Annotated in this window: 11 protein-coding genes; 7 read left to right on the top strand and 4 right to left on the bottom strand. The window is 69.8% G+C overall.

The genetic code is table 11. The features are described 5' to 3' along the window. Window positions 1–962, top strand: a 962-nt coding sequence (locus tag AC5Y5V_RS30000) for a sensor domain-containing protein (protein WP_499942583.1), incomplete at its 5' end; no start/stop codon positions are given. 2 nt (window positions 963–964) lie between these two features. Here the strand turns inward: AC5Y5V_RS30000 and AC5Y5V_RS29995 are convergent. Together AC5Y5V_RS29995 and prrA are read right to left on the bottom strand one after the other, a co-directional pair. Further along, window positions 965–2,305, bottom strand: coding sequence for a HAMP domain-containing sensor histidine kinase (locus AC5Y5V_RS29995; protein ID WP_499942582.1), 1,341 nt, complete (start codon window positions 2,303–2,305; stop codon window positions 965–967). A 12-nt stretch (window positions 2,306–2,317) separates the two neighbouring features. Beyond that, window positions 2,318–3,028, bottom strand: coding sequence for a two-component system response regulator PrrA (gene prrA, locus AC5Y5V_RS29990; protein ID WP_499942580.1), 711 nt, complete (start codon window positions 3,026–3,028; stop codon window positions 2,318–2,320). Between the two features lie 222 nt (window positions 3,029–3,250). Between prrA and AC5Y5V_RS29985 the strand changes: the two genes are divergently transcribed. Next, a complete protein-coding gene (locus AC5Y5V_RS29985) occupies window positions 3,251–5,089 on the top strand; it encodes an ABC transporter ATP-binding protein (protein WP_499942578.1) in 1,839 nt (612 codons plus the stop codon). Beyond that, a complete protein-coding gene (locus tag AC5Y5V_RS29980) occupies window positions 5,086–6,927 on the top strand; it encodes an ABC transporter ATP-binding protein (RefSeq protein WP_499942576.1) in 1,842 nt (613 codons plus the stop codon). The genes AC5Y5V_RS29985 and AC5Y5V_RS29980 overlap by 4 nt, the downstream gene beginning before the upstream one ends. Window positions 6,928–6,964: 37 nt before the next feature. Here the strand turns inward: AC5Y5V_RS29980 and AC5Y5V_RS29975 are convergent, their stop codons facing one another. Together AC5Y5V_RS29975 and AC5Y5V_RS29970 are read right to left on the bottom strand one after the other, a co-directional pair. Further along, window positions 6,965–7,813 (bottom strand): putative endonuclease domain-containing protein, encoded by an 849-nt coding sequence (locus AC5Y5V_RS29975; protein WP_499942574.1) that lies wholly within the window; start codon window positions 7,811–7,813, stop codon window positions 6,965–6,967. Between the two features lie 197 nt (window positions 7,814–8,010). Next, complete coding sequence (locus AC5Y5V_RS29970) at window positions 8,011–9,519, bottom strand: carboxyl transferase domain-containing protein (protein ID WP_499942586.1); 1,509 nt, start codon at window positions 9,517–9,519, stop codon at window positions 8,011–8,013. A gap of 76 nt (window positions 9,520–9,595) precedes the next feature. Between AC5Y5V_RS29970 and AC5Y5V_RS29965 the strand changes: the two genes are divergently transcribed. The 4 genes from AC5Y5V_RS29965 to AC5Y5V_RS29950 are packed head-to-tail and all read left to right on the top strand — an operon-like array spanning window position 9,596 to window position 15,435. Next, window positions 9,596–10,327 (top strand): enoyl-CoA hydratase, encoded by a 732-nt coding sequence (locus tag AC5Y5V_RS29965; protein WP_499942572.1) that lies wholly within the window; start codon window positions 9,596–9,598, stop codon window positions 10,325–10,327. Between the two features lie 5 nt (window positions 10,328–10,332). Continuing rightward, on the top strand, window positions 10,333–11,451 hold the full coding sequence (locus tag AC5Y5V_RS29960) for an MBL fold metallo-hydrolase (protein WP_499942570.1): 1,119 nt from the start codon (window positions 10,333–10,335) through the stop codon (window positions 11,449–11,451). Between the two features lie 22 nt (window positions 11,452–11,473). Then, a complete protein-coding gene (locus AC5Y5V_RS29955) occupies window positions 11,474–13,051 on the top strand; it encodes a serine hydrolase (protein WP_499942568.1) in 1,578 nt (525 codons plus the stop codon). Then, window positions 13,048–15,435 (top strand): cation-translocating P-type ATPase, encoded by a 2,388-nt coding sequence (locus tag AC5Y5V_RS29950; RefSeq protein ID WP_499942566.1) that lies wholly within the window; start codon window positions 13,048–13,050, stop codon window positions 15,433–15,435. Before AC5Y5V_RS29955 ends, AC5Y5V_RS29950 begins: the two co-directional genes overlap by 4 nt. Window positions 15,436–15,461: the final 26 nt, after the last annotated feature.

The raw sequence follows: 15,461 nt of genomic DNA, 5'->3' as shown, positions 1-15,461 counted from the left end.
CGGCGGCCGCGCAGGCGCTGGACGAGACGACGGCCGTCCTGCGGCCGGTTCCCGGGGCGGCGGTGGCCTCCTACGAGCCGCCGGCCCCCCAGGCGAGTGGGTCGACGCGCCCCTGGTCAGACTCCGCGCCGCCGCCGACGGCGCCCCCTGCGCCGCCGGGGCCCGCGCCGTGGCCGCCGGCACCGTGGCCGGCAGGGCCGGTAGCGCCGGCGTGGCCTATGCCGGCCGGTCCCAAGCGGCGCCGCGGGCGCTGGATCGCCGTCGCGGCGGCGGCTGCACTGGCGCTGGCGGCCGTCGCCGGTGGGACGTTTCTGCTGCGCTCACCGCGGCAGGCCGCGGCACCGGCGTCGGCCACGTCGACCTCCAATGCTGCGCCGACGGTGGACGCGTCGGTGATGTCCAGCCTGTTCCTCACTCCCCAGCAGATCGCCGATATCATGGGCGCCCCCAAGATGGTGGTGCAGCAAACGCTCGGCACGTTGGCCGACGATTCCGGAGCCGACGCCATATTCGGCAAGGACGTGGACTGTGTCGGCGCAATGTTCCCCGCCCAGCACGGTGCCTACGCCAAGACCGGGTGGAGCGCGGCGCGCAGGCAAGACCTTTTCGACGGCAACGAGCCCACGATGTACTCGGTCTACCAGGCGGTGATCGGTTTTCGAAGCGCGGATGCCGCGCAGAAGGCGCTGGCCGATCAGGTGTCGCTGTGGACCTCGTGCTCGGGTCGGAACGTGACCATGACCCTGTCTCCGGGGCAGTCACTGCGGCACACCACCTTCGGCCCGGTGCTCAAAGCGGACGGCGTCGTCACGATGCTCGCAGTCCATGAGAACACCCCCGGCGGGGGATGTCAGCGCGCCATGACCGCCCGAAGCAACATCATCGTGGACGTCGGCGCCTGCCGAGCGGACGTCGCCAACCAGGGCGTCGACATCGTCAACGCGATCACCGCGAAAATCTGACCTCAGCTGGGGCCCGGCAGGCGCAGCACCAGGCGCGCGCCGCCCAGGGGACTGTTCTCCAGCGACGCCGTCCCGCCGTGCAGCTGGGCCTGCTGGGCCACCAACGCCAGCCCGAGTCCCGATCCGGAATGCGATGCCGTCGACCCCCGGGAGAACCGCTCGAACACCACCTCGCGCTCGGAGTCGGGCACCCCGCTGCCGTTGTCGTCGATCGCGATCTCCACACCGGCCCGGGAGCTGACCGCGGACAGCTGGACCTCGGTGGCACCGCCGTGCTTGACGGCGTTGGCGATCGCGTTGTCGACGGTCAGCCGCAGCCCGGCCGGCATGCCGACGATGATGCAGGTCGGCGACGGCACCAGGGACACGTCGAGGTCGGGATAGATGCGGGTGGCGTCGTGCGCGGCCCGGTCCAGCAGGTCGGTGATGTCGACCGGCACGTGGTCGTCGGACGTGGACAGTTCGCCCTGCGCCAACCGCTCCAGCGCGCTCAGGGTGGCTTCGATCCGCGACTGGGTGCGGATGACGTCGTTGAGGACTTCCTTGCGCTGGTCGTCGGGCAGGTCCAGGGTGGCCAGCACCTCGAGGTTGGTGCGCATCGCCGTCAACGGGGTGCGCAGTTCGTGGGAGGACACGGCGGCGAAGTCGCGGGCCGACGCGAGCGCCTCCTTGGTCCGGTTCTGCTCGTCCCAGATGCGCTGCAGCATGCCCCGCATGGCCTCGGCGATCTCCACGGCCTCGCTGGCGCCGTGCACTTCGACCTGCGGCGCCTCGTCGTTCGCGTCGATATTTCGGGTCTGCTGCGCCAGCTGCTTGAACGGGCGCACCGCGAAGATGGCCAGCAGCCAGGCGAACACCGCCGCGGCCACGATGGCGAAGCCGCAGATCAGCAGCACCCGGCGATGCAGGTTGTTGGTCTCGGCGATGGTGGCGTCATACGTCGCGCCGACGGCCACCGATGTCGGCTCGGGCCCCGGGATATCGACCGTGCGCACCCGATAGCGCACCCCGTTGACGTGGGTGTCGGCGTAACCGGCCGGCAGGTTGGGCAGCTCGATGTCGGAGTTGCGCTTGATCAGGGTGCCGCGGCGGACCGTGATGACGGCGTCCTGGTCGTTGGGCGAGCGCGGGATTTCGTCGAGGCTGCGCGCCAGGAAGGGGATCGCGAAGCCCGCGGCCTCGTCGAGCCGGCGGTCCAGGCGTTCCTTGCGGTCGTTGGTGATGCCGACCCAGACGACGATCCCGACGATCAGCACCGGGATCGCGGCGCCGATAGCGGTGGCAACCACCACCCGCGTCCGCAGCGACGGCGTGCGGGCGAAGATCCGCGACAGCAAGCTCATGACCCGTTCCATTTACTGCATGCGCAACACGAAGCCGACACCGCGGACCGTGTGCAGCAGCCGGGGGCCGCCGTTGGCCTCCAGCTTGCGGCGCAGGTAGCCGATGAAGACGTCGACGACGTTGGTGTCGGCGGCGAAGTCGTAGCCCCACACCAGCTCCAGCAGCTGGGCGCGCGACAGCACCGCGGTCTTGTGTTCGGCCAGCACCGCCAGCAGGTCGAACTCGCGTTTGGTCAGGTCCACGTCGACGCCGTTGACGCGGGCGCGGCGGCCGGGGATGTCCACCTCCAGCGGGCCCACCGTGATGGTTTCCGACGACGACGTCGCGGTGGCCCCGCGCCGGCGCAGCAGCGCCTTCACCCGCGCCACCAGTTCGGCCAGCACGAACGGTTTGACCAGGTAGTCGTCGGCGCCGGCCTCCAGGCCGGCCACCCGGTCGTCGACCGAGCTGCGAGCCGACAGCACGCAGACGGGGACGTCGTTGTCCATGGCACGCAGCGCAGTGACCACGCTGACGCCGTCCAGCACGGGCATGTTGATGTCCAGCACGATCGCGTCGGGCCGGGTCTCGGTGGCGCTGCGCAACGCCTCGGCGCCGTCGACCGCGGTGGACACCTCGAATCCGGACAGCCGCAGGCCGCGTTCCAGTGAGGCGAGCACGTCCGAGTCGTCGTCGACGACCAAGACCCGGGGCGAGGTGACACCAGTGTCCATGCCGCCCATTTTGCCGGATGGTTGCCGATGGCGGTGGGAGGACACCCGCCTGCGAGGCGGGCGCTCGCGGGAGACTGAATGGTTACGGTATCGAAGCTGAGCTGCGACTGCCGGTAGGCACCGCCGTGCCATCATCGAAATCGGGTGGCAGGGCAAGACATTCGGAGGTCGTGCCCGCCTTGCATTGGCGCCCATCAAGTGATCGGGGTAACGGATTCGTCGTGGCTGAAGATGGCTGAAGTCATATCCGCGCCCGCGCTCGCTGCCGTGCCGAAGCGGCGCCGGGCGGCGTCGGATCTCAGGCGCCTGCTGCCGTATTTGCGTCCCTACCGCACCCGGTGGATCGTCATGGCGTCGGCCGCGGTCGCCAGCCTGGCTGCCACGGTGGGGATTCCGATCATGACCAGGGCCGTCATCGACGGGCCCGTGCGTCACCACGACCAGCGCGGGCTGTGGGTGCTGGGCAGCGCCGCGATGGCGCTCGGCCTGTCCGAGGCGGTGTTGTTGTTCATCCGCCGCTGGCTCACCGCGCACGCGACGATGGGCGTGGAATCCGACATCCGCCGGGACCTGCACGCGCGCCTGCAGATTCTCCCGATGTCGTTTCATCACCGCTGGCAGTCAGGACAATTGGTGTCCCGCGTGATGAACGACCTGGCCACCATCCGCGTCATCCTGTCCTTCGGCGCGATCTTCATGATGCTCAACATCCTCCAGATCACCGTGGTGACAACGTGTCTGATGGTGATGTACTGGCCGCTGGGGCTGGTGGTGCTGGGTTCGATCGTGCCGGTGGTGGCCACCGTGCTGCACTACGAGCGAAAGTTCACCCGGCTTTCGCGTGGCGCGCAGGACCAATTCGGCCATATCGCAACGCATGTCGAGGAGTCCACGCGGGGACGGCACGTGGTGACGGCGTTCGGCCGCGAGGACCACGTGTTCGACCGGTTCGACGACCAGGCCACCGCGCTCTACGGCATCTGCCGTGGAAAGGTGTCGGTGGCGGCGCGGTTCTGGACGCTGCTCGAGGTCATCCCCAACGTGGCGCTGATCGCGCTGCTGGGTTTCGGCGCCTACGCCGCGGGCCACGGATACGTCACCATCGGCACCCTCGCGGCGTTCATCACGATGACGCTGTCGCTGGTCTGGCCGGTGACGGCGCTGGGGTTCCTGCTGTCGATGACCCAGGAGGCGATGACGGCGGCCAGTCGCATCACCGAGATCTTCGACGCGCCACGCGAGATCAGCGACGGGCCCCGCGCGCGGCCCGCGGCCGCCGGGTGCCTGGAACTGCGCGACGTCGGCTTCCGCATCCCCGACCCAGCACACGGCCACCGCTGGCTGCTGCGGCACGTCACGCTGCGCGTCGAACCCGGCGAGGTGATCGCGCTCGTCGGGCCCACGGGCGCGGGCAAGTCCCTGCTGACCGCGCTGCTGTCGCGCACCTACGACGTCTCGGAGGGCCAGATTCTGCTGGACGGCCACGACATTCGCGAGTTGTCGCTGTCCGCGCTGCGCGAGGCGGTGAGCACGGCGTTCGAGGAGCCCACGGTGTTTTCGATGTCGGTGGCCGAGAACCTGCGGTTGGGCCGGCCGAACGCCAGCGACGCGGACCTGGCCGCGGCTATCGACGTCGCGTCGGCGCAATTCGTCTACGACCTGCCCTTCGCGTTAGACACCCGGATCGGCGAACAGGGGATGCGGCTGTCGGGCGGGCAACGCCAACAGCTCTGCCTGGCCCGCGCGCTGGTCGCCGCGCCGAAGCTGCTGGTGATCGACGACACGCTCTCCGGACTCGACGCGCACACCGAGGCCGACGTCACCGCCGCGCTGCGCCGCGCCCTGCGTGGGGTCACCCGCATCGTGGTCGCGCGCCGGCCGTCCACCGTGCTGCTCGCCGACCGGGTGGCGCTGCTGGACAACGGGACAATCACACACGTCGGCACCCACACCGAGCTGTTCGCGACGGTGCCCCGGTATCGCCACCTACTCACCGCCGAGGAGGGTCCCCCCACCGATACCGATTGCGCGGAAATCGATTTCGGAACGATGATGGCGGAGCCCCGATGACAACCCTCGACACCCGGCCCCTTGCGGCCGCCACCCGCACCGCCGGCGGCGGCCAGGACCCGGCGATCGACGACACCCTGCCCCGGCCGCGGGAGGCGCGCGCGCTGCGGAACTCGCTGCTGCGGCCGCACCGCCGTGCCCTCGGCCTGGTGTTGCTGGTCGCAGTCGTGGAAAACACTGCGCGGCTGTCGGTTCCGTTGTTGGTGCGTCGCGGCATCGACCACGGAATCCCGTCGATCACGCACGGTGGCCCGGCGCGCGGCCTGTTGCTGATCGTCGCCGCGCTGTGCGCCACGGTGGTGGTGCACGGCGTCAGCCGGTGGTTCTTCCTCAACCGCGCCGGCCGGATTCGCCTGACGGTGATGCTCGATCTGCGGCGCCGGCTGTTCCGCCACTTTCAGCGGCTCGACACCGCATTTCACGACCGCTACACCAGCGGACGGGTGGTGAGCCGGCTGACCAACGACGTCGACGCCGTCGAGGACATGCTGGCCGCCGGGTTCGACTGCCTGATCACCGCGGCGCTGACACCGCTGGGTGTTGCCATCCTGCTGGTGGCCCTCGACTGGCGGCTCGGGCTGATGTGTCTGGCGGTGTTCCCGCTGCTGCTGGGGCTGGGCGCCTGGTTCCGCGTCGAATCGACCAGGAACTACCGCGCGACGCGGGAAAGCACCGCGCTGGTGATCACGCAGTTCATCGAGGCGATGTCCGGCATGAAGGTGTTGCAGGCCAACCGAAGTGAGCGCCGCAATCAGGTGGTGTTCGACGACATCGCCGACCAGTACCGCGCGATCAACGAGAAGTCCTACAGGCTGACGGCCGTCTTCGCGCCGGGTGTCAAGCTGATCGGCAACGTGACCATCGGCGTGGTGCTGCTCTACGGCGGCAGCCAGGTGCTCAACGGGCACATGACAATTGGCACCTTCGCGGCCTTCCTGCTGTACCTGCGGATGTTCTTCGAACCGATGCATGAGATCACCCACTTCTTCAACTGCCTGGTGGATGCGCACACGGCGCTGGAGAAGCTGTCCGCCGTGCTGAACAGAACGCCCGCGATCGAGGACCCGGCGCCGCGCCGCATGTCCTCAGGCCGATCCATGGCGCAGGGCACCGCCTTCAAGATCGCGTTCAAGGACGTGCATTTCGGCTATGTGCCGGGCCGGCCGGTGCTTTCCGGGCTGTCGCTGGCCGTGCCGCCCGGTCAGACGGTGGCGCTGGTTGGCAAGACCGGCTCCGGTAAGACCACCGTCGCCAAGCTGCTTGCCCGGTTCTACGACCCGACGTCGGGATCGATCACGCTGGACGGCGTCGACCTGCGCGACCTCCCGCAGGCCGAGCTGCGCCGCCAGATCGCGATGGTCACCCAGGAGTGCTTCCTGTTCAACGGCACGATCGCCGACAACATTCGGATCGGCCGTCCGGAGGCAACCCTGGCGGAGGTTCGTCGGGCGGCCGCCGCGATCGGCGCTAACCGGTTCATCGACGCGCTGCCCGACGGCTACGACACCGAGGTCGACAACGGCGGCGTGCTGCTGTCGTCGGGCCAGCGGCAGTTGATCGCGCTGACGCGCGCGTTCTTGTCCGACGCCGCCGTGCTGATCGTCGACGAGGCGACGTCGTCGCTGGACGCGCCCAGCGAGCGGCTCGTGCAGCGGGCATTGGCCACGGTGCTGGCGGATCGGACCGCGCTTGTCATCGCGCACCGGCTGGATGCGGTCGACGGCGCGGACCGGGTGCTGGTGCTCGGCGAGCAGGGCCAGGTCGTCTCGGACAGCACGGTGTCGGCCGTCGGTGGCCGGACGGCCGTCGGCGACCGGTCGGCCGTCCTCGAGACTTAACCCACGGCGACCCCGCCCGGCGTGTCGTGTGCGTGGTTTAAGTGTCGCGGTAGCCGCGACTGCGGAGCGCCTCGAGGACCTCACGCACGACGTCGTCGGGATGATCTTCGGCGACCACCCGAATGATGATCCAGCCGAGCTTTCGCAGCTTTCTCAGCCGACGCATGTCCAGGACGTACCGGCGCCGACTGGTTCGGTGATAATCACCGTCGTACTCCGCGGCCACCTTGTACTGCTCCCAACCCATGTCCAGTACGCCGATCAGGCGCCAATTCACCTGCACCGGAATCTGGGTGGTAGGCACCGGCAGGCCTGCGTCGATCAGTAGCAACCGCAGCCACGTTTCTTTGGGCGACTCCGCGCCCGAGTCGACTCTTGGCAGCACCGTTTGCAGCTGGCGCAGGCCGCGGGCACCGGCGTGGCGCCTGGCGAGGAGCAATACGTCCTCGGTGGCGAACGTCCTGGCTCGTTTGAGGGCGTCCAGGCGCGCCACGGCCTCGTCCGGGGCCCGCAACCGACCCAGGTCGAACGCCGTGCGCGCGGGTGTGGTCACGGGGAGGCCCGCAACGTGGGTGACCTCATCGTCCTCGATTCGTTGATCGCGGGTGATGACACCCGATGGCGCATGCGGATTACGCCAGATCAGCTCGACGGGCTCGTCGTCATCGACCCAATTCGAGCCATGCAGTGCCGCGGCGGCCAGCCCGGCGAGGACGCCGCGTCGGCGTGACCACAGCCAGGCCGCTTCCGAATTGCTCCTCAGCGTCAGGGTTGTGCCGACCGGCCGGTACACATCGGGAAACACGGTGCGGAATCCGGTGCGTAGCTGGTAGCGCGTGAGCTTTCCCTGGCGTAGTGCTTCGCTGCCGAGGAATACGTCGTCCATGGTCGTTGGACGTGACGCAGGGCCGCGAGGTTTCGTCGGCGCCGCGGCTCCATAACTCGAGACTTAACCCACGGCGACGGCCGTCGGCGTGTCGTGTGCGTGGTTTAAGTGTCGCGCGCGTCTGCGGTGCGGGGCCGCGGCTCCATAACTCGAGACTTAACCCACGGCGACGGCTATCGGCGTGTCGTGTGCGTGGTTTAAGTGTCGCGCGCGTGTCCGGCGCGGGGGAGGCCGATGCGGCGGTATCGCTGCAGCCGCGCGGCCAGGCGCTCGGGGCCGGGTATGGCGCGCAACGCATGCACCTCGGCCGCGATCGCCCGCGAGAGCCGCCGGCAGAACTCGACGGGCTCGTCGGCGGCGTCGGGATGTTCGCCGACGATGGTGTCGACGATGCCGGACTCCAACAGGTCGGCCGACCGAATGCCCTGGGCCGCGGCCAGTTCAGGGGCATGGCGGGTATCGCGGAACACGATGGCGGACGCGCCCTCCGGCGGCAGCGGCGCGAGCCAGCCGTGCAGCGCGGCCAGCACCCGGTCGGCGGGCACCATCGCCAGCGCGGGGCCGCCGCTGCCCTGGCCCAGCAGGACCGAGACCGTCGGGGTGTCCAGCGTGACGAGTTCGGCCAGGCACTGTGCGATCTGGCCGGCCAGGCCGCCCTGTTCGGCGTCGGCCGACAAAGCGGGGCCGGCGGTGTCGATGACCAGCACCAGCGGCAGGCGCAGCTCGGCGGCCAGCGCCATGCCGCGGCGGGCCTCGCGCAGGGAGGCCGGGCCCACCCGCGCGCCCAGGCCGTCGCCTGGGGAGCGCTGCTGGCCCAGCACCACCGCGGGCTGGCCGGCGAATCGTGCCAGCGCCAGCAGGGTGGTGGCCGCCTCCCCGGAACCCGTGCCGGACAACAGCACCCGGTCCGTCGCGCCGTGCTCGAGCAGCTGCCCGACGCCGGGCCGATCGGGCCGACGGGATGCGACCACCGAGTCCCAGGCGGGAACGTCGGGTACCGGGTCGGGCGGCGGCGGGGCGGGCGCGCCGCCGGGGGCGTCGGCGATCACCGTCAGCGCGCGGTCCAGCGTTTCGCGCAGTTCGTCGACGGCGACGACGGCGTCGACGACGCCGTGCCGCTGCAGGTTCTCCGCGGTCTGCACGCCGGCCGGGAAGGGCTCGCCGTAGAGCAGCTGGTAGACGCGGGGTCCGAGAAAGCCGATCAGCGCGCCCGGCTCGGCGACGGTGACGTGGCCCAGGGAGCCCCACGACGCGAACACCCCGCCGGTGGTCGGGTTGCGCAGATAGACCAGGTAGGGCAGGTGCGCCTGCTTGTGCAGGCGGACGGCCGCGGCGATCTTGACCATCTGCAGGAACGCGACCGTGCCCTCCTGCATGCGGGTGCCGCCGGAGGCGGGTGACGCCAGCAGCGGCAGCCCCTCGGCGGTGGCCCGCTGCACGGCGGAGGTGATGCGCTCGGCGGCTGCGACCCCGATCGAGCCGCCGAGGAAGCCGAACTCGCAGACCACGACGGCCACCCGACGGCCGTACACGAGGCCTTCGCCGGTCTGCACCGACTCGTCCAGGCCGGTGGCGGCCCGGGCGGCGGCGAGCTCGTCCGCATAGGCGCGGTCGACCGGCAGCGCGAGCGGTTGGCTGTCCCAGCTGACGAAGGAACCCGTGTCCAGCACCGCTTCGAGCACCTGGCCGGTGGTGATATGGCTCACCCGATGATCTTCCACCCCGGACAGCACGCTCGGCGGGATTCGCACCGTCACCTAGGCCTTCTATATCCTGGCGCCCATGATCGGTATCACCCAGGCCGAAGCAGTGCTGACGATCGAGCTGCAGCGGCCCGAGCGCCGCAACGCGCTGAACTCCCAGCTCGTCGAGGAACTGCGCGAGGCCATCCTGAAGGCCGGCGACGGCGAGACCCGGGCCATCGTGCTGACCGGCCAGGGCACGGTGTTCTGCGCCGGGGCGGACCTGAGCGGGGACGCGTTCGCGGCCGACTACCCCGACCGGCTCATCGAGCTGCACAAGGTGATGGACGCGGCGCCGTTCCCCATCATCGGCGCCATCAACGGGCCGGCGATCGGCGCGGGCCTGCAGCTGGCCATGCAGTGCGACCTGCGGGTCGTCGCGCCGGAAGCGTTCTTCCAGTTCCCGACGTCGAAGTACGGCCTGGCCCTCGACAACTGGAGCATCCGGCGGCTGTCCTCGCTGGTCGGTCACGGGCGGGCGCGGGCGATGCTGCTGACTGCCGAGAAGCTGACCTCCGACGTGGCGCTGCAGACCGGCATGGCCAACCGGATCGGGACGCTGGCCGACGCCCAGGCGTGGGCCGCCGAGGTCGCGGGCCTGGCCCCGCTGGCGATCCAGCACGCCAAGCGGGTGCTCAACGACGACGGTTCCATCGAGGAGGCGTGGCCGGAGCACAAAGAGCTCTTCGACAAGGCCTGGGGCAGCCAGGACGTGATCGAGGCGCAGATCGCCCGGGTGGAGAAGCGGCCGCCGAAGTTCCAGGGGGCCTAGGCGTCATGGTGCGCTCCGCGCTGCGGATGGTTTCCGGCACGGTCTCGTTCGCGGCCGGCGGGTGGCTGCTTCGGGCGCTGCACGGCGCTCAGACCGCCCGGGGCGCACACCCCGCGGAAATCCGCGCGGCATGTGAGGGTTCGCCGCATTACAGCGACGGGGTATTCGAGAACCTCGACCCGGCGGCGGCTTTCAAGATGGACCGCGAGCAGTTGCGCCAAATCGCGTGGGACCTGCTGGGCCCGCGCAGCGCCACCCGGCCCACAGCGCCGATTCCGCTGGCCTCGCCGCAGATCTACCAGGGTGAAGCCAGCCCGCTGGCCGTCACGTGGTTCGGCCATTCGACGGCGCTGGTGGAGATCGACGGATATCGGGTGCTCACGGACCCGGTGTGGAGCGACCGGTGCTCGCCGTCGGACATCGTCGGGCCGCAGCGTCTGCACCCGCCGCCGGTGCAGCTGGAAGGCCTGCCGGCCGTCGACGCGGTGGTGATCAGCCACGACCACTACGACCACCTCGACATCGACACGGTGATCGCGCTGGCCCGCATGCAGCGGGCGCCGTTCTTCGTGCCGCTCGGTGTCGGCGCCCATCTGCGCGCGTGGGGAATCCCGGAGCACCGCATCGTCGAGCTGGACTGGAACCAGAGCGGCCAGGTCGACGAGCTGACCGTGGTCTGCATGCCTGCGCGGCACTTCTCGGGGCGCGGGTTTACGCGCAACAACACGCTGTGGGCGTCGTGGGCCTTCATCGGGCCGGCGCACCGCGCGTACTTCGGCGGCGACACGGGATACACGAAGAGCTTCGCGCACATCGGCACCGACCACGGGCCGTTCGACCTGACGCTGCTGCCGATCGGCGCGTACAACACGGCATGGCCAGACATCCACATGAACCCCGAGGAGGCGGTCCGGGCGCACCTGGATGTGACGGACTCGGGCTCCGGGCTGCTGGTGCCGATCCATTGGGGCACCTTCCGGCTGGCGCCGCACCCGTGGGCGGAGCCGGTGGAGCGGGTGCTCAAGGCGGCGGAGCCCGACGGGGTCCAGGTCGCGGTGCCGACGCCGGGTCAGCGGATCGATCCCACCGCGCCGCTGCGCTTCAACCCGTGGTGGCGGCTCTAACGGCCCGCCGTAAAGTGCGGCCATGACCAAACGTGCGGCCGCCGTCGTCACGGCTCTGCTGGTATTGACGGGCTGCGCGGCCGGGCACCCGTATTCCACCCTGCCGTCCCCGTCGCTCACGGGACCGCCCAGCGAGGTGTCGGGCCTGGAAGTGCCCGCGGGCCGGATCGACACCGCGATCACGAAGGTCGACGGGCTGGTCGCCGACCTGTTGAAAAGCACCGGCATCCCGGGTCTGGCCGTGGCGATCGTCCACGAGGGAAAAGTCAAATACGCCAAGGGTTTTGGCGTCAAGGATGTCCGCAAGGGTGATGCGCCGGACAACAAGGTCGACGCCGACACCGTGTTCCAGCTGGCGTCGATCTCCAAGTCGGTCGGCGCGACGGTGGTGGCGCACGAGGTGACTGACAAGGTAGTCACCTGGGACATGCCGGTGGCATCCAAGCTGCCGTGGTTCGCGCTCAGCGATCCCTACGTCACCAGCCACGTGACCGTCGCCGACCTGTATTCGCACCGCTCGGGGTTGCCCGACCACGCCGCCGACCGGCTGGAGGACATCGACTACGACCGTCGTCAATCGCTGGAGCGGATGCGCTACCTGCCCCTGGCGCCGTTCCGGAACAGCTACGCCTACACCAACTTCGGGCTGACCGCCGCCGCCGAGGCGGTGGCCGCCGCGGCGGGCAAGCCGTGGGAGGACCTGTCCGAGGAGGTGCTCTACCGGCCGCTGGGCATGGCGTCGACGAGCTCGCGGTTCGCCGACTTCATGGCCCGGCCCAACCACGCCGTCAATCATGTGAAGGTCGGCGACAAGTGGGAGCCGCGCTTCCAGCGCGACCCCGATCCCCAGTCGCCGGCCGCGGGAGTCAGCTCGTCGGTCAACGACATGGCCCGGTGGCTGACGATGCTGCTGGGCAACGGAACCTACAACGGCCAGCGGATCGCGGCGCCCGAGGCGTTGCTGCCCGCCGTCACCCCACAGGTCGTCGCGACGGCCTCGGCGACGCCGAAGGCGCGGGCGGGGTTCTACGGCCACGGGTTCGCGGTCTCGGTGAACTCGTCGGGCCGCACGACGTACAGCCATTCCGGTGCCTTCACATTGGGGGAGTCGACGAACTTCGTGGTGATGCCCGCCGCGGACGTCGCGATCGTGGCGCTGACCAACTCCGCGCCCTACGGCGTGCCCGAGACGCTGACCGCGCAGTTCATGGATCTGGTGCAGTACGGCTCGATTCGCGAGGACTGGGCGGCGCTGTACAGGCAGGCGATCGGCGGCATCAACAATCCGGAAGGCTCGCTGGTGGGCAAGCAGGCCCCGGCCAACCCCGCGCCGGCGCGGCCGCTGGGTGACTACGTCGGCATGTATGCCAGCAACTACTGGGGACCGGCCGTCGTGACCGAACGCGACGGTGCGCTGCGGCTGGAACTCGGGCCGAAGAACCAGGCCTTCCCACTGACGCACTGGGACGGCGACACCTTCACGTTCGCCGTGACGAATGAAAACGCCCCGGCCGGAACGATATCCAAGGCCAGCTTCAGCGGCAACACGCTCAACCTCGAATATTACGACTCCGACAAGCTGGGTACGTTCACCCGATGAGCCCGACAGGCCTGTCCGACGCCGAGGTGGCCCGGCGGGTCGCCGAAGGCCACAGCAACGACGTGCCCGGCCGCGCCACCCGCAGCGTGCCACAGATCGTGCGGGCCAACGTGTTTACCCGCATCAACGCGATCCTGGGCGTGCTGCTGGCCATCGTGCTGGTGACGGGTTCGCTGATCAACGGGCTGTTCGGCCTGCTGATCGTCGCCAACAGCGTCATCGGCATGGTGCAGGAGATCCGGGCCAAGCAGACGCTGGACAAGCTGGCCATCGTGGGGCAGGCGAAACCGTTGGTGCGCAGGCAATCCGGAACGCAGGCGCTGCCGCCCGGTGAAGTGGTGCTCGACGACGTGATCGAGCTCGGCGCGGGGGATCAGATCGTCGTCGACGGCGAGATCCTCGAGGAGGACAACCTCGAGGTCGACGAGTCGCTGCTGACCGGTGAGGCGGACCCGATCGCGAAGGACGCCGGCGACGTCGTGATGTCCGGCAGTTTCGTGGTCGCCGGGACGGGCTGCTATCGCGCCACCAGGGTGGGCCGCAACGCCTACGCGGCCAAGCTGGCCGAGGAGGCCAGCAGGTTCACCCTGGTGAAATCTGAACTGCGCAACGGCATCAACCGAATTCTGCAGTTCGTCACCTACCTGTTGGTACCGGCCGGCCTGCTGACCATTTACACGCAGTTGTTCACCACCAACGCGGGGTGGCGGGCGTCGGTGCTGGCCATGGTGGGTGCCCTGGTGCCGATGGTGCCCGAAGGCCTGGTGCTGATGACGTCGATCGCGTTCGCGGTGGGCGTGGTGCGGCTCGGCCGGCGCAACTGCCTGGTGCAAGAGCTGCCCGCGATCGAGGGGCTGGCGCGGGTCGACACGGTATGCGCCGACAAGACGGGCACCCTGACCGAGAGCGGCATGCGGGTCTCTGACGTCGTCGAGGTGGCTGAAGACCTTGGCGCCCAGAGCAACTCGCCCGCACAAGCGCTGGCCGCACTGGCGGCCGCGGATGCCCGCCCCAACGCCAGCATGCGGGCGATCGCCGAGACCTACGACCAACCGCCTGGCTGGACGACCACCGCGACCGCGCCGTTCAAGTCGGCCACCAAGTGGAGCGGGGTGTCCTACCGCGACCACGGCAACTGGGTGATCGGCGCTCCCGACGTGCTGCTGGACCCGGAGTCGGCGGCCGCCGAACAGGCCGAGCGGATCGGGGCGCAGGGGCTGCGGGTGCTGCTGCTGGGCGCGAGCGACCGCGCGGTCGACGACGCCGATGCGCCCGGTGCCGTCACCCCGGTGGCGTTGGTGGTGCTCGAACAGAAGATCCGGCCCGATGCCCGCGAGACCATGGAATACTTTGCCGCCCAGGATGTCTCGGTCAAGGTGATCTCGGGCGACAACGCGGTTTCCGTCGGCGCGGTGGCCGGCAAACTGGGGCTGCGCGGGGAGGCGATGGACGCACGTCGGCTCCCCGCCGACCAGGACGGCCTGGCCGACGCGCTGGAGTCCCACACCACGTTCGGCCGGGTGCGGCCGGATCAGAAGCGCGCCATCGTGCATGCCCTGCAATCGCGCGGACACACCGTGGCGATGACCGGCGACGGCGTGAACGACGTGCTGGCACTCAAGGACGCCGACATCGGCGTCGCGATGGGGGCGGGCAGCCCGGCGTCGCGGGCCGTGGCGCAGATCGTGTTGCTGGACAACAGGTTTGCCACGCTGCCCTACGTCGTCGGCGAGGGTCGGCGGGTGATCGGAAACATCGAGCGGGTCGCCAACCTGTTCCTGACCAAGACGGTCTACGCGGCGCTGCTGGCGCTGCTGGTCGGCATCGAGTGTCTGTTCGCCAAGCCGCTGCACGCCGACCCGCTGCTGTATCCGTTCCAGCCGATCCACGTCACCATCGCGTCCTGGTTCACCATCGGAATCCCGGCGTTCATCCTGTCCCTGGCACCCAATAACGAGCGCGCCTATCCGGGCTTCGTGCGACGGGTACTGACCTCGGCGCTGCCGTGCGGGCTCGTCGTCGGGGTCGCGACGTTCTGCACCTACCTGGTGGCCTACAACGGCCGCAATGCCTCGACGGTGGAACAGGACCAGGCCTCCACCGGGGCGCTGATCACGCTGCTGGTCACCGCGCTGTGGGTGCTCGCCATCGTGGCGCGGCCCTACCAGTGGTGGCGGCTGGCGCTGGTCGTCGGCTCCGGGCTGGCCTACGTGGCGATCTTCAGCGTGCCCTGGGCGCAGCGGAAGTTCATGCTGGACACCTCCAACCTGTGGGTGATGTCGATCGCGCTGGGCATCGGCCTGGCGGGCGCCGCGGCGATCGAGGCGATCTGGTGGATCCGGGCGCGGGTGCTCGGCGTCAAGCCGCAGCTGTGGCGCAGGTAGGGTTTGACCAGCGGCAGGCTCGGGGA

Source organism: Mycobacterium sp. NGS68 (assembly GCF_059812195.1).
This window is presented reverse-complemented; position numbering and strand designations above follow the sequence as displayed.

Excerpts from the sequence above, each read along its gene's own strand:
- AC5Y5V_RS29995 (WP_499942582.1), bottom strand. The coding sequence starts at position 2,305 with ATGAGCTTGCTGTCGCGGATCTTCGCCCGCACGCCGTCGCTGCGGACG.
- prrA (WP_499942580.1), bottom strand. The coding sequence starts at position 3,028 with ATGGGCGGCATGGACACTGGTGTCACCTCGCCCCGGGTCTTGGTCGTC.
- AC5Y5V_RS29985 (WP_499942578.1), top strand. The coding sequence starts at position 3,251 with ATGGCTGAAGTCATATCCGCGCCCGCGCTCGCTGCCGTGCCGAAGCGG.
- AC5Y5V_RS29980 (WP_499942576.1), top strand. The coding sequence starts at position 5,086 with ATGACAACCCTCGACACCCGGCCCCTTGCGGCCGCCACCCGCACCGCC.
- AC5Y5V_RS29975 (WP_499942574.1), bottom strand. The coding sequence starts at position 7,813 with ATGGACGACGTATTCCTCGGCAGCGAAGCACTACGCCAGGGAAAGCTC.
- AC5Y5V_RS29965 (WP_499942572.1), top strand. The coding sequence starts at position 9,596 with ATGATCGGTATCACCCAGGCCGAAGCAGTGCTGACGATCGAGCTGCAG.
- AC5Y5V_RS29960 (WP_499942570.1), top strand. The coding sequence starts at position 10,333 with ATGGTGCGCTCCGCGCTGCGGATGGTTTCCGGCACGGTCTCGTTCGCG.
- AC5Y5V_RS29955 (WP_499942568.1), top strand. The coding sequence starts at position 11,474 with ATGACCAAACGTGCGGCCGCCGTCGTCACGGCTCTGCTGGTATTGACG.
- AC5Y5V_RS29950 (WP_499942566.1), top strand. The coding sequence starts at position 13,048 with ATGAGCCCGACAGGCCTGTCCGACGCCGAGGTGGCCCGGCGGGTCGCC.